This is a genomic window from Kribbella sp. NPDC059898 (assembly GCF_042730855.1).
Taxonomy (GTDB): Bacteria; Actinomycetota; Actinomycetes; order Propionibacteriales; family Kribbellaceae; genus Kribbella.
This window is the reverse complement of the sequence record NZ_JBHWKR010000006.1, coordinates 189,235-206,083: the sequence shown is the minus strand read 5'-3', so window position 1 is coordinate 206,083 and position 16,849 is coordinate 189,235. Positions and strand designations below refer to the sequence as shown.

15 protein-coding genes are annotated in these 16,849 nt (G+C 70.3%); 3 read left to right on the top strand and 12 right to left on the bottom strand.

Annotation, left to right across the window (positions count from 1 at the left end):
- Positions 1–33: 33 nt before the first annotated feature.
- The 8 genes from ACFV9C_RS20870 to priA form a co-directional block, all read right to left on the bottom strand.
- Complete coding sequence (locus tag ACFV9C_RS20870) at positions 34–603, bottom strand: hypothetical protein (protein WP_380195832.1); 570 nt, start codon at positions 601–603, stop codon at positions 34–36.
- 54 nt (positions 604–657) lie between these two features.
- The gene (locus ACFV9C_RS20865; RefSeq protein WP_380195830.1) at positions 658–1,218 is read right to left on the bottom strand and encodes a hypothetical protein; all 561 of its coding nucleotides are present in this window, start codon (positions 1,216–1,218) and stop codon (positions 658–660) included.
- Between the two features lie 469 nt (positions 1,219–1,687).
- On the bottom strand, positions 1,688–2,005 hold the full coding sequence (locus ACFV9C_RS20860; RefSeq protein WP_380195828.1) for a hypothetical protein: 318 nt from the start codon (positions 2,003–2,005) through the stop codon (positions 1,688–1,690).
- 190 nt (positions 2,006–2,195) lie between these two features.
- Complete coding sequence (locus ACFV9C_RS20855) at positions 2,196–3,128, bottom strand: lysophospholipid acyltransferase family protein (protein WP_380195826.1); 933 nt, start codon at positions 3,126–3,128, stop codon at positions 2,196–2,198.
- Positions 3,128–4,690 (bottom strand): lactate racemase domain-containing protein, encoded by a 1,563-nt coding sequence (locus ACFV9C_RS20850; protein WP_380195825.1) that lies wholly within the window; start codon positions 4,688–4,690, stop codon positions 3,128–3,130. Before ACFV9C_RS20850 ends, ACFV9C_RS20855 begins: the two co-directional genes overlap by 1 nt.
- 51 nt (positions 4,691–4,741) lie before the next feature.
- Positions 4,742–5,941 carry a zinc-binding dehydrogenase gene (locus ACFV9C_RS20845; RefSeq protein WP_380195823.1) on the bottom strand — a complete coding sequence of 400 codons (1,200 nt, stop codon included), beginning with the start codon at positions 5,939–5,941 and terminating at the stop codon, positions 4,742–4,744.
- Positions 5,938–8,226: an HAD-IB family hydrolase gene (locus ACFV9C_RS20840; protein ID WP_380195821.1), complete on the bottom strand. Its 2,289-nt coding sequence runs from the start codon at positions 8,224–8,226 to the stop codon at positions 5,938–5,940. Before ACFV9C_RS20840 ends, ACFV9C_RS20845 begins: the two co-directional genes overlap by 4 nt.
- Positions 8,223–8,960, bottom strand: coding sequence for a bifunctional 1-(5-phosphoribosyl)-5-((5-phosphoribosylamino)methylideneamino)imidazole-4-carboxamide isomerase/phosphoribosylanthranilate isomerase PriA (gene priA, locus ACFV9C_RS20835; protein ID WP_380195819.1), 738 nt, complete (start codon positions 8,958–8,960; stop codon positions 8,223–8,225). The genes ACFV9C_RS20840 and priA overlap by 4 nt, the downstream gene beginning before the upstream one ends.
- Positions 8,961–9,081: 121 nt before the next feature.
- Here priA and ACFV9C_RS20830 point away from each other — a divergent pair, with 121 nt between their 5' ends.
- Complete coding sequence (locus ACFV9C_RS20830; protein WP_380195818.1) at positions 9,082–10,194, top strand: cytochrome P450; 1,113 nt, start codon at positions 9,082–9,084, stop codon at positions 10,192–10,194.
- Here ACFV9C_RS20830 and ACFV9C_RS20825 read toward each other — a convergent pair.
- Both ACFV9C_RS20825 and ACFV9C_RS20820 read right to left on the bottom strand, forming a co-directional pair.
- Positions 10,178–10,930 carry a class I SAM-dependent methyltransferase gene (locus tag ACFV9C_RS20825; protein WP_380195817.1) on the bottom strand — a complete coding sequence of 251 codons (753 nt, stop codon included), beginning with the start codon at positions 10,928–10,930 and terminating at the stop codon, positions 10,178–10,180. The two genes, ACFV9C_RS20830 and ACFV9C_RS20825, sit on opposite strands and share 17 nt — an antisense overlap.
- A gap of 20 nt (positions 10,931–10,950) precedes the next feature.
- Positions 10,951–11,727, bottom strand: a complete 777-nt coding sequence (locus ACFV9C_RS20820) for a sulfite exporter TauE/SafE family protein (RefSeq protein WP_380195816.1) — start codon at positions 11,725–11,727, stop codon at positions 10,951–10,953.
- A 90-nt stretch (positions 11,728–11,817) separates the two neighbouring features.
- Between ACFV9C_RS20820 and ACFV9C_RS20815 the strand changes: the two genes are divergently transcribed.
- The gene (locus ACFV9C_RS20815) at positions 11,818–12,210 is read left to right on the top strand and encodes a YciI family protein (RefSeq protein ID WP_380195815.1); all 393 of its coding nucleotides are present in this window, start codon (positions 11,818–11,820) and stop codon (positions 12,208–12,210) included.
- Positions 12,211–12,217: 7 nt separating this feature from the next.
- Positions 12,218–13,429, top strand: coding sequence for an RNA polymerase sigma factor (locus ACFV9C_RS20810; RefSeq protein WP_380195813.1), 1,212 nt, complete (start codon positions 12,218–12,220; stop codon positions 13,427–13,429).
- Here the strand turns inward: ACFV9C_RS20810 and ACFV9C_RS20805 are convergent.
- Entirely contained in the window at positions 13,393–14,775 is a 1,383-nt protein-coding gene (locus ACFV9C_RS20805; protein WP_380195811.1) for an FAD-binding oxidoreductase, read from the bottom strand. The two genes, ACFV9C_RS20810 and ACFV9C_RS20805, sit on opposite strands and share 37 nt — an antisense overlap.
- A gap of 254 nt (positions 14,776–15,029) precedes the next feature.
- Complete coding sequence (locus tag ACFV9C_RS20800; RefSeq protein ID WP_380195809.1) at positions 15,030–16,793, bottom strand: proline--tRNA ligase; 1,764 nt, start codon at positions 16,791–16,793, stop codon at positions 15,030–15,032.
- Positions 16,794–16,849 lie beyond the last annotated feature (56 nt).

Sequence of the window (16,849 nt, the reverse complement as noted above, 5' to 3'; positions counted from 1 at the left end):
GTAGGCGCGGGATCAGGAGACATGCGCTGACGTTCAGAACGAGACGATCAGGCCGAGTACCACGGCGAAGGCGACGAGGCCGACGACGACCTCGGCGAGGATCGTCAGCTTGCTGCCGCCGACGCGCGGCGCGCCCGGGACCGGCGGCAGGCCGAACTGGTCGGTGACACGCGGCGGCAGCCGGACCCCGCGGGCGAGGGCGGCGCGGAGCGCGTCGGTCAGTACCGGCTCGACCGCTGAGGGAACCGGGATCGTGATCGCAAGGTCTGTGATGTCGTCGTGGACGCTGATCCACACCGTGCCGCCCCTGGACCGGTCCCAGCGGACACCGGTGACACGGGTCAGGTCCACGGACTGCCGGCCGATCAGGGTGCGGGCTTCGAGGTAGTGGCCGTTGATCTGCGGGTTCGTTCCGACGTTCCCGATCACCTGTGCGATCACGATCAGGCCTACGACGGCGATCGCGAGGGCGACCGAGGTCACCCAGGATCGGCCGATGGCGGTGGCGAGGAGGGCCAGCGCCGCGGCGATGACCAGGACCAGCCCGACGGACAGGCCGAGGCGGGTCAGCCGCGGGATGCGGCGCGGGCGGGTGTCCTCCACGGCCGCACGGTATCGCCGCGGGGGGCTAGCGGCCGGGTGGTGCTGAGGACGCCCTCAGGATGACGCGATCAGGCCGAAGACGACGCCGAAGACCAGGACGCCGACGAGGACACCCGCGAGTACGGCGAGGTTGCTGCCGCCGTTGCGCGGGGCGCCTGGGACGGGTGGGAGGTTGAAGAGGTTGGTGATGCGTTGCGGGACCTGGACGCCGCGGGTTATCGCGTCGCTGAGCGCTTGGGTGATGGCTGGGCGGACCTGGTGCGGTACCGGGATCTGGATCGACACGTCGGTGATGTCGTCGTGCAGGCGGATCCAGATCGCGCCGCCTCTGCTGCGTTCCCACCGGGTGGCGGTGAGGCGGGCGACGTCGACCGACTGGCGGCCGATCACGGTGGCGACGTCGAGGTACGGTCCGTTGGTGCGTGGGCGCCATCCCAGGTTGCCGATCAACAACGAGATCGCGAGCAGGCCGATGGTCGTCACGATCAGGGCGATGGTGGACCGCGTGCCCACGCTCACCAGAAACGCCACCGTCACGGCGACCACCAGGGTCAGTCCGGTGGCAGTCCCATAACGCACCATTCGCGAGATCCGCCGCGGCCGCCGCTCATCCACCTCGGCAACGGTATCTGCGGGTGGGTCTACTCGGGTGTCGCCCAACCCTGAACAGGCGGTGGTGTCTGGGAACAGGCAATAGCTTGTTCCCTGACACCGACACGCGGGCCCTCATCCGGCGAGCGCCCCGCACAGCGGCGCCGGGCTAGCGCACGATGCGCCCAGCTAGCGCTCGGGCGTGCCACCAGCTTCAAGGGCGGGCCGGACAGCACGTCCCACAACGCGGAAGACCTCCGCGCCCCACACCCTCAGCGGAGGACGGGCGCGACAACCTCACCCGCCTGCCGCCACCCCTGCACCACGCCACCTTCAAGGGTGATCCTCGTCGACAGCAGCCCCCTCGACACTCCCGCCGTACTCGAGAAGCCCCACCTCGTCATCGCGAACGGCACCGTCGTCGGCGGGTGACTTGAACACCCGGTGGGGTCGGGCGACAAGCAATAGCTTGTTCAGCGACCCCACCGCTTGTTCAACGGGTGATTCGATCGACGCGGCGGCCGGTGTGGTCGAAGACGTGGATGCGGGTGGTGTCGAGGGCCAGGTGGACGCGGGTGCCGCGCTGGAGTTCGGTGTCGACCGGGAGTTCGACGACGAGGTCGGCGCGGCGGTGGGTCGGGCCGTGCGGCTCGGGCTCGGGGACGGGCGGTGCCGCGAGGCCGATCCGGGTGCGCAGGCGGGTGAGGAGCGTCGGTCCCGCGGCCACGGCCGGGATCGCGTGCGCGGCAGTCGGCCGGCCGATCCGGTCGGGGTCGACGACCTCGATGCCGCAGCACCGCACCCCCCACAACCGGCGAACACATCCGCGCCCCAGACCCTCAGCGGGCGGCGGGCGGCGGGCGGGACACCAACCCACACGTGCCGGCCACCACCCCCGCACCACATCACCTTCAAGGGCGGGTGGGCGGCACACCATCCCACCACCGGCGAGCACATCCGCGCCCCACCGCCCTCTGGAGGGTGGGTGGGCGCGGTTGGGCCTACTTCCAGGCTCGGCGGCGGTTGTCGGTGGATTTCATGGGGCGGGTGGATTCCCAGACTCGGCGCCAGCGGGCGGCGTCGGGGCCGGTTTGGGTGGGGGATGCGCCGAGGGCGGCGCGGCGGCGGGATTCGTACCAGGTGGTGGATTCCTCGTCGAGGAGGGCTGATACGGCGGCGGCGATGCGGGGGGCGAAGTCGCGGGCGCTTTCGCCGGCGGCGGGGCGGAGCGGGTCGCCGTACCGGACGTGGACGGCGGGGCGGCCGGGGACGGGCCAGCCGCGGCCGCGGGGCATGGCGGCGAAGGAGCCCTTGATGCCGACGGGGATGATCGGTACGTCGTGTTCGACGGCGAGGTACGCCGCGCCCATCCGGAACCGCTGCACCCACCCGTCGGGCGAGCGCGTGCCTTCGGGGAAGACGACGACGTTCCAGCCGTCGGCGAGCAGGTCGCCGGGCGTGGAGCTCATCTTGCCGCCGCGCCGTTCGATCGGGAACGTGTTGAACACGATCGCGGACCCGGCGGCCCGCCACCAGGTATCGAAGAAGTAGTCGGCGGCTGCCGCGAACGCCGTACGGCGACGCATCGCGTCGGGCAGCGACAGCAGCAGCAGCGGGGTGTCGAGGTGCGACGAGTGGTTCGCGACGATGATCGCGGGGCCGTCGAGCTTGAGCAGCGAGTCGAGGCCGCTGACCTGCGGGCTGACCTCGAAGTTCAGCACCGCGTTCAGCGGGCCCTTCTGGATCAGGTCGCGGACCGCGATCGCGGCCGGCTTCCGGGCCCACTTGGTCGGGAAGACCGTGGACTCCTTCGGGATCACGTACGGCTCGGCCGACCGCGGCACCTGCGGCCGCCGTCCCCAGCGCCAGCCACGGGCGACCTGACGAACGTCACGCGCGGTGTCGCGGCTGAACTTCACCAGGCTGGTACCCATCAGCGCACGTCCGCGAGCAGGTGCGGCGGGTTGTGCAGGTACGTGATCGACGGCGACCGGCCGACCGAGTGGCTGACCATCTCGAGCGCGTCGGACAGCGTCGACGCGGACCGGAAGCCCATCCGCTCGACGGTCTTGCGGTTCGCGCCGACCCAGACGATGTCGCCGCAGTGGTCCAGCGCGTGCGAGATCCAGTACCACATGTAGAACGGGTGCACGCCGTGGTACGCGTACGACGTCCGGTACAGGTGGATGTACCACGGGTCCTCGGCGTACTGCTTCTCGAACTTCGCCTCGATCGTGGCCGGATCGGTGCTCTCGGCAAGCACTTCCTCGAAGAAGTCGACGTACGACGGGTGGTGCAGCTGGCTGAACTCGTAGTCGACCGGGTGGTACAGGATCACCGCGCCGTCCTTGCGGACGACCGGGTTGCCCCGGTACGAGTTGAAGTAGTACCCGAGCCCCATGCAGGCGGCCAGGATCGGGTTCATCACCGAGTTCACGTTGTACGGGCCGATGAACGGCACGCCCATGATCGCGACGTCGGACTGGCCCTGCACCTCGACCATGTGCTGGCGGTGCACGTTCTCCAGCGTCTTGTCGTGCACCGGCTCGATCTTGCCGGCGTGCACTCCGGTCAGTCCGTAGTTCGAGCGGACGTCGGTGAAGATCTTGTGCCGCAGCTTGGCCGGCGCCGCGGCGAGCGCGCGCTTGGTGCCGAGCATCGAGGCCTGGTCCTTCAGCGACCATTCCCACTCGCGCTTCTGCAGGAACTCGAGCGGACCGCCGAAGATGTCGTTGTTCAGCGTGGTCTCGATCTGGAACACCTTGACGTGCTGGGTGAGGATCTCGCCCATCCGCCAGGCCGACTCGTGCATCTTCGACCGCTTGTGGTCCATGAACGAGCGCGAGTGGATCATCGTGTGGCTGTTGTGGTGGTGCTTCAGCGACTTGTACGACGCCAGGCCGATCGACGTCGACTTGTGGCCGCCGTCCATCGCCACCAGGTTCACGTTCACGTAGACGAGCAGGTCCGACTCGGCCGCCCGCTTGGAGATCTCGACGTCCTCGCCGTGCCTGGTCTGACCGAGATGGGTCAGGTTCGCGCTGTCCTCGGCGTCGAAGTTGTAGAGCTTGCCGTCGGGGAAGAACGACCGGAACACCCGCTCACCGACGATGTCGCGCAGCTCGTTCGGGGTGAGCCGGCGGTGCAGCGCGTTCGCGGAGATCAGCTCGACGTCGTCGACGCCGGCCTGCGCGGCCAGCTCGAGCACGGCCTCGATGATGCGCTGCCGGATGTCCGGCTTCTTCATCGGCGGCAGCGGGATCGAGATGTCGTCGAACGCGATCGTCAGCCGCATCCCCGCACGCAGCAGCTCCGGCAGCGGCTCGGACTCGAGCGGGTTCAGGAGCGCGTTCTGGATCGCCTCGTCGACGTCCCGGACCGGCGGCAGCGCCTCCGGCGGGTACACCACCCGAGTGCCTTGCGGGAAGCGCTCCAGCAGGAAGCCCTCACCGTTGTGCACGAGCAGCGGCGGTGTGCGGTCGTCAACCTCAAGCACAAAACCTGGCCGAGACATGTCAGAAACCCTCTCGTCGTACGTTCAGCGCCCTCATGAGGCCCTCACATCGAAAGCAACCTTGACCGTGCCGAGCCGGCCGGCCGAATGCGCGTGGTCCAGTGCCTCGCGCCAGCGGTACAGCGGGTAGCGGGCGCCGACGACGCCGTCCAGCGGGGCGCGCCCCGCGAGTTCCAGCGCGGTCTCGAACGCGGGTCGCCCGTTCGGCTCCTCGCGGGCGGACGCGTAGGTGCCGGCCAGGTCGAGTTCGCGGAACCAGACCGGGGACAGGTCGACGCCGGTCGACGGCATGCCGGACAGTACGACGCGGCCGCCGGCCTTGGTGACCCGCAGCACGGTGTCGATCGAGTCCTTGCTGCCGACCGCGTCGACGGCGACGTCGACGCCGCCGAGCAGGAACTCCTTGGCGCCGAGGTCGGGCTTGAGCCGGAACGCGCCGGTGGCGCGGCGGACGCCGCGGAACACTTCGTCGGGCGCGACCACGTCGCTGGCGCCGAAGGCCCGGGCGAGCTCGCGCTGCTTGGCGTGCTTGGCGACGACGGTGATCCGGCCGGCCTGGGTGAGTTCGCGGATCGCGAGCGTGGCGAAGAGTCCGACTGCCCCGGCGCCGCTGATCAGCACGGACTGGCCCGGCTGGACCTGGGCCCGGAGTGCGGCGTGGACGGCCCCGGCCAGCGGCTCGACGAGTACGGCGCGTTCGTCGCTGAGCTCATCGGGTACGGCGTACAGCTGGCTGCGGTGGGCGACCATCAGGTTGCCCCAGCCGCCGCCGGTGTCCTGGCAGAACCCGGTCTGCAGGCCGGGCTTCAGGTGGCCGACGGTGATCCGGTCGCACCGGTTGGTGTTGCCGGACGCGCAGCCCTCGCAGGGTTCGACGCCGCGGGTCGCGCAGGTCAGGACGCTGTCCATCACGACGCGGGTGCCCTTGGGCAGGTCCTCGCAGTCGTCGAGCAGTTCGCCGACGATCTCGTGGCCCGGGACGAACGGCATCGACACGACGGCGGAGAAGTACATCTTGGTGCTGCCGGTGACCATGCCGAGGTCGGAGCCGCAGATGCCGGACAGGATCGGGCGGATCCGCGCCCAGCCGTCCCGTTCGGCCTTGGGCTCGTTGATCGTGACCAGCCGCAGCGGCGCGGCCGGGCCGGTGAGGATGCCGGGGATCCGGCCGCCGACGGCCTTGGCCGCCAGGAACTTGGCCGGCGACCGGTACATCTCCAGTGCGAGCATCATCGGGCGTTCACCCCGGGCAACTCCAGACGGGACGTGGTGGACGGGGTCTTCCAGTCGACGATCTGCCAGCGCGCGGCCCGGGCGGCCCGGAACAGTGACACGTCCGGCGACACCGCGACCGGGTTGCCGACGGTCGACAGCATCGGCAGGTCCGAGTGGCTGTCGGCGTACGCGAAGGACTTGGACAGGTCGACGCCGGTCTGCCGCGCGTGGTGCTTGATCCACGCGGCCCGGGACTCGCCGACCAGCGGCGGGCCGGAGAGGAACCCGGTGCAGCGGCCGCGGTCGTCGACGGCCAGCTCGGCCGCGACGATCTCGTCGAACAGCGGCTCCAGCGGGCGGGTCAGCGGGCGGACGGCGCCGGTGATCAGGATCGTCTTGTGCCCGGCGGCGCGGTGCTCACGGATCCGCCGTACGGCGGCGCCGCTCAACCGTTCCAGGACGTGCTCGGCGAGGATCTCGTCGACGATCTGGTTCAGTTCCTCGAGGTCCGCACCGGCGTACCGGCGGTAGATGGTGCGCAGGAACGTGCCGCGGTCCTTGCGTTCGGCGGCGATCAGCTTCGGCAGCTTGCGGAGCATCGCGCCGATCTCGTTCGCGCGCTGCGGGCCGTCGAGCTCGGGCAGCCGCATCCACAGGTAGGTCTCGATCACGTTCGAGGACAGCAGGGTGCCGTCCATGTCGAACGCGGCGATCACCTTCGATTCCGACGGCTCGACCTTCTTCAGGACGCCGGCGGACTCGGCGAGCGCCTTGTTCCGCTTCTTCCGGACGACGTCGAGGCGGCGCATCGACTCGGTGACGCTCGGGCAGTGCAGCTCCTGCAGGTAGTACTGCCAGTCGACGACCGAGGTGTCGCAGGCGAACTTCTCCTTGTCGTCACCCTCGAGCGCGTTGTGCAGCGCCAGCACGTTGTCGTCGATGAACTGCAGTTCGGCCTGCGCGTACTCCGAGTACAGGTCCATGTAACGGCGCAGGAAGTCCAGCCGCCGCTTCTGGATGTCGAGTTCGCGGGCGTACTTGCGGGTCCGCTCGCCGCGCGGCACCCGGGTGATCACCGCGTCGGCGATCTTGTGGGCCTTCTCGCCGTACCGCAGCATCGTCTCGACCGAGTCGCCGCCGGGGAACTTCCACACCGGCAGCCGGACCGCGCCGCGCTCGCCGAGGTCGAACGGGTGCTTGGAGAAGTACGCGCGGACACCGGCGTACAGCTGCTCGAAGGTCAGCGGGTTCCGGGCGCCGGAGCCGATGTGGTAGTACTCCGGCTTGTTCAGCTCGGGCTCGGTCGCCATCACCGCGCAGATCGCGCCGACCACGTGGTCGACCGGGATGATCTCGATCACCGAGTCCGGCGACGCCGGGAACTCCGGCAGCTCGCCGCGGCCGTACGCCAGGATCAGCGGCTCGGCCATCTTGAAGCCCTCGATCCAGCCCGGGTGCGGGCTCTGTACCGCGGACTCGATGATGGCCGGCCGGACGATCGAGGTCGGCAGCGTGCCGGAGAACTCCTCCACCACGCGCTCACCGAGCGCCTTGGTGAACGTGTAGCAGTCGGTCCAGCCGAGGCTGCGGGCGCGCTCGGTGCCGGTCTCGACGAGCCGCTTCGCGACCCACTCGGTCCGGCGCCGCTCGGTGTCGGCCGCGGCGGTCAGGTGGCCGGCGCGGCGGTGCAGCTTCTCGGACTCCTTGCGGAACTTCGCCAGCATCGGCGCGGACCGGGACTGCTCCTCGATCCGGGCCTTCATCGCCATCCCGGCCTCGGCCTCGGTCCGCCAGTCGACGAAGTGCTCGACCGGGGCCTCCGGGATCGCACCGCGTCGCCGTCCCGCGGTGTAGGCGGTCGAGATGTGGACGTAGTGCACCGGCCGCCCGGTTTCGACGATCCGCTCGAGCAGGCTCTTGGTACCGAGCACGTTGGTCGTGAACGCCTCGTGGATCGGCGGGTCGAAGCTCACGTCGCCGGCACAGTGCACGACGATGTCGAGATCCTTCGGCAACTCCGGTACGTCGGACAGGTCGCCGTCGATGACGTGGATCCGCGCCGCGGACAGCGCCTCGGCGTCGGCGTATTCCGTGCCCTCGCCGTAGAACGGCTTGAAGATGTCCTTGCGGAGCAGCTGGGCCATCCGATCAGCGCCGGTGAGCGAGCCCTTCGGGCGGATGATCGCGGCCACCGTGGTGCCCGGCAGCTCACCGATGATCCGGTGCAGCAGCGCCTCACCGACGAAGCCGGTGACGCCGGTGACCAGGACCTTCTTGTCCCGGAGCTTGTCGGCCAGACTCACTTGTCGCCTCCACGCGTGAGCTCGAGTGCCTCGGTCAGGGTGAACGCGCCGGCGTACAGCGCCTTGCCGACGATGACGCCCTCGACGCCCTGGGGCACGAGCGTGGCGAGGGCTTGCAGGTCGTCCAGGCTCGAGACGCCGCCGGACGCGACGATCGGCTTGTCGGTACGGGCGCACAGGTCGCGGTACAGGTCCAGGTTCGGGCCTTGGAGCATGCCGTCCTTGGTGACGTCGGTGACGACGTACCGCTCGCAGCCGGCCGCTTCCAGCCGGGCGAGCACCTCGTACAGGTCGCCGCCTTCCTTGGTCCAGCCGCGGGCCGCCAACGTCCGGCCGCGGACGTCCAGGCCGATCGCGACCCGGTCGCCGTACTGCCGGATGATCCGGTCGCACCACTCCGGGTCCTCGAGCGCCGCGGTCCCGATGTTCACCCGGCGGGCACCGGTGGCCAGCGCGGCTTCCAGGGATTCGTCGTCGCGGATGCCGCCGGAGAGCTCGACCTGTACGTCGAGCTTGCCGGTCACCTCGGCGAGCAGCTCACGGTTCGAGCCCCGGCCGAACGCCGCGTCCAGGTCGACGAGGTGGATCCACTCCGCCCCCGCCTCCTGCCAGGCCATCGCCGCCGCCAGCGGATCGCCGTACGACGTCTCGCTGCCGGCCTCGCCCTGCACCAGCCGAACGGCCTGCCCGTCCGCCACATCGACGGCAGGCAGCAGCACCAAATGGTCAGACATGGGCCACACCCTAGAGGGCGTTGCTGAGAGATCCGTAACCCGGAGGCCTCCTGAGTCGTTTGAAATCGATCTGTCTCAGTAATACCAGTGGGGTCAATGGTATTACGCCTAGGCTGGTCCGGTGGTCACCCTGGAGCAGCTCGAACGCGACCCTCATCCAACCCTCGCCGCGATCCGCCCGGTCGGCTGGATCGGCGCCCTGAACTCCTGGGTCGTCACCGGCCGCACCCTGGCTGTCCAGGTTCTGCGCGACCCTGAGACCTTCACGGTCGACGACCCCCGCTTCTCCACCGCCCAGGTGGTCGGCCCGTCGATGCTGTCCCTCGACGGCAACCCTCACAAAGCGCACCGCGACCCCTTCGAGTCGCCGTTCGGCCTCGCCGAGACCCGCCGCCGCTTCGTGGAGCCAGTCCAGCAGACGGTGGACCAGTTGATGTCTGCCTCAAGTTCACCGGCCGACCTACGGACCGGGCTGGCGGGGCCGTTGTCCGTGGCCGTGGTCGCCTACTCGTTGGGTCTCCCACCGGCCTCGGCGCCGACTGTCCTCGGGTGGTATTCGGCGATCTCCGACTCCGTGTCGGGGGTGTCCGCGGCGCGGCCCGTGACGGAGGCGGGTGGCGCCGCGTTCGCGGAGCTTCACAAACACGTTGCCTCGGGCATCGACTCCGGCGACTCGCTGCTGGCGGCCGCCGCCCACGCCGGGCTCGGGGTGGACGAGGTGGTGGCGAACGCGGCCGTGCTGATGTTCGGCGGCATCGAGACCACCGAGGGGATGATCACCAACGCGCTCTGGCACCTACTGACCAACCCGTTCCAACTCGAGCTGGTACTGGCCGACCCGGCCCTCCTCGCGAACGCCGTCGAGGAATCGCTCCGCCTGGAACCGGCCGCCGCGGTGGTCGACCGCTACGCGACCCGCGACGTCGAACTGGCCGGCCACCAGATCCGCCGCGGCGACATGGTCACCGTCTCGCTCGCGGGCGCCGGCCGCGACCCGGACGTGTTCGAGAACCCCGACGCCTTCGACGTACGGCGTACCAACGCCCGCCGCCATCTGGCCTTCGCGAGCGGACCGCACATCTGCCTCGGCATGCACCTGACTCGCCTGGAGACGCTCACCGCCCTCGAAGCCGTCCTCCGGCTCCCGGGCCTCCGCCTCGCACCGGACTCGCCGCCACCGAGCGGCCTGGTCTTCCGCAAGCCGTCCGCGCTGAACGTCAGCTGGGACGCGTGAGCACCAGCATCGTCGCCTCGTGCACCGGCAGCACCCGGTCCGGGTCCTGCTCCACGTACGCCGCGAACCGCGCGAACCCGGCCTCCAGCTCCGCCTCCGGCAGCTTCTCGAACGTCGACAACGCCCGCAGACTCAACCGTTCGTACGTCGCCCGCACCGTCCGCGGATCCTCCCCCGTGATCCGTACGACGTCCTCGCCCGGCACCAGCCCCGCCTCGAAGGCCAGCGCCCGCGCCTCGTCCGCCGAGCAGTACATCGCCGCGTCGACCGCCCGCGCCGACGGGAAGTACCGGTACCAGAACAGGTCCGGCATCAGGTCCGAGAACTGCGTCCGCAGCAGCGCCACTCCCCCGGGCCGCACCACCCGGCGTACCTCGCGCAAGCCCTGCAGCGGGTCCGCCCAGTGGTGGAACGTGAGGAACATCAGCACCACGTCGACCGATGCCTCAGGCAACGGAATGTCCTCGGCGCTGCCCTTCAGGTAGCTCACCCCCGGCGCCGGCCCGGCAGCTTCGCGCATCCGGTCCGCGGGCTCCACGCCGTACACCTGCCCGCCGAACTCGGCCGCCAGCCCCGGCGTGAACCGCCCCGTGCCACTCCCGAGATCGAGCACGTCCAACGGCCGCCGCCCCGGCGCGTACGCCGCGAACGCCGCCGTCCAGCGCGCGACCTCCCCCGCCGAGATCCGCCGCCCCGCGACGTACACGCTGCTCATCCGCCCGTCGTAGTCGACCATGCCCGCCAACCTACCGCCGGTCAGCCGAGGAACACGTCGTACGCGAGCCGGAGGATCAGGGCGGAGACCACCACCAGGAAGATCACCCGGACGAACCGGCTGCCGCGGGCGACCGCGGTGCGGGCACCGAGGAGGCCGCCGAGCATGTTGGCGGCACCCATGATCAGGCCGAGGCCCCAGAGCGGTGCGCCGTGCAGGGCGAAGACCAGGATCGCGCCCAGGTTCGTGGCCACGTTGGCGATCTTCGCCTTCGCGCTGGCCTGCAGGAAGTTGTATCCGAGCAGGCCGACCAGCGCGAAGATCAGGAACGACCCGGTGCCCGGCCCGACCGCGCCGTCGTAGAACCCGATCAGTACGCCGACCCCGGCCGCGGCCAGGTAGTGGTCGCGGCCGTCGAAGCGCAGCGCCGTCCGGGCGCCGAGGGACGGCTTCATCGCGGTGTAGATCGCGACCACGACAAGCAGCACCAGTACGATCGGCTTGAACCACGACATCGGGATCTTCGTGGCGACCAAAGCACCGGACGCCGCGCCGAGACCGGCCAGAATCGCCAACGGCAGCACGGTTTTACGATCCGGCCGTACCTTGACACCGAACGTGACCGCGCTGGTCGTCGTACCGCACAGCGACGAGATCTTGTTGGTGGACAGGATCTGCGCGGGCGACGCGTTCGGCAGGCCGAGCAGCATCGCGGGCAGCTGCAGCAGACCGCCGCCGCCCACCACCGCGTCGATCCAGCCCGCCGCGAAGGCCGCGATCACCAGGAACAGCAACGTCAGCAAGGAAACATCGGGCACAGGCGACCATGATCCGGTAAGGGCGTAGTACCGCTCAACCTTTACACCGGCCGATGAGAGCGATGACACCCGATCCGGGAGAATGGCCGGGTGAAGTTCCTACTGCTGATCCACAACAACGCCGAGGCGCTCCAGGACTACACCGAGCAGCAGCTGGTGGAGATGTCCGGCGGCCGCGAACACGTCGCCGAGCTGGCCCGCAAGCTGCTGGCGACCGGCGAGCTGGTGTCGGTCCTCGGGCTCGAGGAGCCCGGCCGGCCGACGGAGAAGGTCCAGCTCGTCGGCGGCACGCCGGTCGTGTCGGACCGGCCGCTGCTGGAGACCAAGGAGTACCTCGCCGGCGCGATGGTGCTGCACTGCGCGTCGCAGGAACGGGCGCTGGAGATCGCGGCGATGATCCCGCTGGCGCGGTTCCGGCGCGTCGAGTTCCGGGAGATCCGGCTCGACCAGGACGACTTCCTCGCGGAGCTCGACGGCGCGTGACCGACCGATGAGCGACACCGAGGCCGCGATCCGGGCCGCCGCGCCGCGGGCGCTGGCCGCGCTGGTCCGGCGGTACGACGCGTTCGACCAGTGCGAGGACGCCGTCCAGGAGGCGCTGCTGGAGGCGTTCGTGCGGTGGCGGGACAACGGCGTACCGGAGCAGCCGATCGGGTGGCTGATCAGCGTCGCGACCCGGCGGATGATGGACGGCTGGCGGCGGGACAACGCGCGCCGGCAGCGGGAGCTGAACGACTTCCTGCGCGCGGCGGATCCCGACCCGGAGGACTATCACGAGGACACCGACGACACCGTGCGACTGCTCGTGCTCTGCTGCCACCCGGCACTCAGCCCGGCCTCGCAGATCGCGCTCACGCTGCGCTCGGTCGGCGGTCTGACCACGGCCGAGGTCGCGGCCGCGTTGCTGGTCAGCGAGACGACCGTGGCGCAGCGGATCAGCCGGGCCAAGCGGCAGATCGCCGGCGCGCGCTTCGAGCTGCCGACGGCCGAGGAGTACGACGTACGGCTCCGCGCTGTGCTGCAGGTGCTGTACCTGATCTTCAACGAAGGTCACACCGCCAGCGCGGGCGCCTCGTTGCAGCGCGTGGATCTCGCCGACGAGGCGCTCCGGATCACCCGGCTGCTACACCGGTCGGCCGGCGGGTCGGGCGAGGTCACCGGCCTGCTCGCGTTGATGATCCTCACCCACGCGCGGCGCGACGCCCGCACCGGACCGGGCGGCAGCCTGATCCCGGCCGACCGGCAGGACCGCTCGCGCTGGTACGCCGACGAGATCGCCGAGGGCACCCGCCTGGTCGAGGACGCGCTCCGCGCCGGCGCCGTCGGCCCGTACCAGCTGGAGGCCGCGATCGCCGCCGTCCACGGCGAGGCCGACTCGGTCGAGACCACCGACTGGATCCAGATCGCCGGGCTGTACCGGCTCCTCGAACGCGTCGACCCGAGCCCGATGGTGACGCTCGGCGCGGCCGTCGCGGTCGCGATGACCGACGGCCCGGACGCCGGGATCGCGATCGTCGAGGGACTGGCCGGCGACCGGTACCTCCGCGACCACCACCGCCGGCTGTCCGTACTCGCACACCTGCACGAACTCGCGGGACGGCCGGACCAGGCGCGCGCCAACTACCTCGCGGCGCTGGAGCGCACCCGGAACACGGCCGAACAGAACTACCTGCGCGAACGCATCGCCCACCTCATCAAGTGACGGCGGCCGCCGGTCCACTCCGGTCGCGGCGGGACCGTCAGCGGGCTGCGGAACACGTGGCCCGGATCGACGGACTGCTTGAGCGCGGCCAGCCGCTTGCGGTGCGCCTCCGGGAAGCAGGCGTCGAGGTCGGCCTCGGTCGGGTCGGACAGGAAGTTCAGGTACGCGCCGTCCGGCGTCAGCGACCGCCACAACGCGTCGAAGTCCTTCGGCTGCCGCGCGCCCTGCTGCTCGGGTGATCCCATCAGCACCGAGTTCACCAGGAACCGCGCGTCCCGGTGCGCGAACGCCGTACCGTCCGCGGGCATCGCGCCGTACGCGCCGCCGAGGGCGCGGATCTCGATCGCGAGGCCGGGGATCCGGGGGCGGGCCTCGAGCAGCTTCCGCCCCACGTCGTTCGACCAGGTGTTGTAGAAGCCGTTGCGGATCCGCGGGCGCCACTCGGGCGGCATCGCCATTTCGACGAACACGTCGGCGTACGACACCTCCGCGACCTTCTCGGTGATCAGCGAACCGAGATGCCGCAGCGGCTCGAGGACGGCGTCGGTCGTCGCACACACCTGGATCGCGACCGGGACCTGCCGGTCGGCCATCATCGTCGGCGCCAGCTGCAGACTCGCGCTGAGCTCCTCCGGCGCGTCGATCATGTACTCCGTCCACGCACGGAGCACCTGCTCCGCCTGGGTCCACGGGTACAGGAAACTCCCGAAGTGGACGGTCGGCTGCCGTACGGCGGTGATGTCGTACGACGTGACCACACCGATCCCGCCCGCGGCGCCGCGAACGCCCCAGAACAGTTCGGGCTCGGTGGCGGCGTCGACCCGGCGTACGGCGCCGTCGGCGGTCACCACCTCGGCCGCGACCACAGTGTCGATCGCCAGCCCGTGCTTGCGCACCATCCACCCGATGCCGCCGCCCGCCATCAACCCGCCGACGCCGACGCTCGCCGTGTCACCCGACGAGATCGCGAGACCCAACTTGCCGAGCCGCTGCGCCACCTGTCCCCAGGTGGCGCCCGTGCCGATTCGTACGACGTTGTCCGGGAGCACCCGCACCTCGTCCATCGGACGTACGTCGATCACCACGCCCCCGTCGTTCGTCCCGAACCCGGCCGCGTGATGCCCACCGCTCCGTACCGCGACCGGCAGGTCCTGCCCCTCGGCGTACCGCAGCGCCGCAACCACATCCGCCGCACCCGCACACCGCACCACCACCCGCGGCCGCCCCGGGTTCATGATCACCCGCCCGGCGTCCGCATACCCCGCGTCGCCGTGGACGAGCACCTCCCCTGCCACAACCCCCCGCAACTCCCCAAGCCCACCCTGCGCCACCACAGATTCGCTCATCACCAACTCCAATCCCAGGCGCCCCCTCTGGCGCCTCACCCCGGGATCGGAGCCGACCGAGCCTCCTCGACATCCCTACCGCACAAACCTCAGGAAACATTCGAGGGGATAACCCCGCGAGTTGGAGGTTCTCCCCTCGCACACCAGCAGCTAACCCCAACACCAACGAATATCCCCTCCAAAGCCGCCCCACCTGCTGCGCGGGACGTGGAGCGGCCCCGTTCCCTGGGGGGAACGGGGCCGGGGCTGCTGGGTCAGCTGCGGACTGCGGTGACGAGGTGGTTGACGACGTCGGCGAGTGGGACGTCGGTGCGGTCGCCGGTGCGGCGGTCCTTGACCTCGATGGTGCCGTCGGCGAGGCCCTTGCCGACGACGGCGATCGTGGGGACGCCGAGCAGTTCGGCGTCCTTGAACTTCACGCCCGGCGACACCTTCTCGCGGTCGTCGTACAGCACGGTCAGGCCGCGGGACTCCAGCTCGGCGGCGATCTCGGCCGCCTTGTCGAAGACCTCCTTGTCCTTGCCCGTGGCAACCAGGTGGACGTCGGCGGGCGCCAGCTCGCGCGGCCAGATCAGGCCGAGCTCGTCGTGGTTCCCCTCCGCGACCGCCGCCACCGCGCGGGTCACACCCACGCCGTACGACCCCATCGTCACCGTGACGAGCTTGCCGTTCTGGTCGAGGACCTTCAGATCGAGCGCGTCGGCGTACTTCCGGCCGAGCTGGAAGATGTGCCCCATCTCGATCCCGCGCGCGGCCTCCAGCGCACCCGATCCGTCCGGCGCCTGGTCGCCGTCGCGGACCTCGGCGGCCTGGATCGTGCCGTCCGCGGTGAAGTCCCGCCCATGCACCAGGTTGATCACGTGGAAGCCGGACCGGTCCGCCCCGGTCACCCACGCGGAGCCCTCGCCGACCCGCGGGTCCAGCAGATACCGGATGCCCGAGGTGTTGTCGGCGCCGAGCACACCGGGACCGATGTACCCCTTCGCCAGCGACGGGTACTTCTCGAAGTCCGCCTCCTCGAACGCGACCACCTCGGCCGGCTCCACCTGCGCGCCGAGCCGCTTCTCGTCGATCGCGCGGTCCCCGGGAACGCCGATCGCCAGCGGCTCGCGGGTGCCGTCGGGGTTGAGCAGCATCACGAGCACGTTCTTCAGGGTGTCCGCGGCGGTCCACTCGCGCCCGTCGGTGCGGGGGTGCTTCGCGTTCAGCGCGTCCACCAGCGTGTCGATGGTGGGCGTGTCCGGCGTGTCGACGACCTCGGCGGCCGGTACGGCGGACGCGTCGACCGGCGCCGACTGCGGCACCACCACGGCCTCGACGTTCGCGGCGTACCCGCCCGGCGAGCGGACGAAGGTGTCCTCACCGTTCTCGGCGATCGCCAGGAACTCCTCGGACCGGGACCCGCCCATCGCGCCGGACATCGCCTGCACGATCACGTAGTCGAACCCGAGCCGGTCGAAGATCCTGATGTACGCCTTGCGGTGCAGCTCGTACGACGCGGCGAGCCCGTCGTCGTCGATGTCGAACGAGTACGAGTCCTTCATCACGAACTCGCGCCCGCGCAGCACGCCGGCCCGCGGCCGCGCCTCGTCGCGGTACTTGTTCTGGATCTGGTAGATCGACAGCGGCAGGTCCTTGTACGACGAGTAGAGGTCCTTCACGACCAGCGTGAACATCTCCTCGTGCGTCGGGCCGAGCAGCATGTCCGCGCCCTTGCGGTCCTTCAGGCGGAACAGGTTCGGCCCGTACTCGGTCCAGCGGCCGGTCGCCTCGTAGGGCTCGCGGGGCAGCAGCGCCGGGAACACCAGCTCCTGCGCGCCGATCGCGTCCATCTCCTCGCGGACGATCCGCTCGACGTTGCGCAGCACCCGCAGGCCGAGCGGCAGCCAGGTGTAGATGCCGGGCGCCGTCCGGCGGATGTAGCCGGCGCGGACGAGCAGCTTGTGGCTCGGGACCTCCGCGTCCGCCGGGTCCTCGCGAAGGGTGCGGAGGAACAACGACGACATACGCAAAATCACGGGAGTCTCCAAGCGGGCAAAATCGGGAACCAACGACAACAGAGAGAATATCGGTC

Excerpts from the sequence above, each read along its gene's own strand:
- ACFV9C_RS20825 (WP_380195817.1), bottom strand. The coding sequence starts at position 10,930 with ATGGTCGACTACGACGGGCGGATGAGCAGCGTGTACGTCGCGGGGCGG.
- ACFV9C_RS20845 (WP_380195823.1), bottom strand. The coding sequence starts at position 5,941 with ATGATGCTCGCACTGGAGATGTACCGGTCGCCGGCCAAGTTCCTGGCG.
- ACFV9C_RS20805 (WP_380195811.1), bottom strand. The coding sequence starts at position 14,775 with ATGAGCGAATCTGTGGTGGCGCAGGGTGGGCTTGGGGAGTTGCGGGGG.
- priA (WP_380195819.1), bottom strand. The coding sequence starts at position 8,960 with ATGTCTGACCATTTGGTGCTGCTGCCTGCCGTCGATGTGGCGGACGGG.
- ACFV9C_RS20810 (WP_380195813.1), top strand. The coding sequence starts at position 12,218 with ATGAGCGACACCGAGGCCGCGATCCGGGCCGCCGCGCCGCGGGCGCTG.
- ACFV9C_RS20855 (WP_380195826.1), bottom strand. The coding sequence starts at position 3,128 with ATGGGTACCAGCCTGGTGAAGTTCAGCCGCGACACCGCGCGTGACGTT.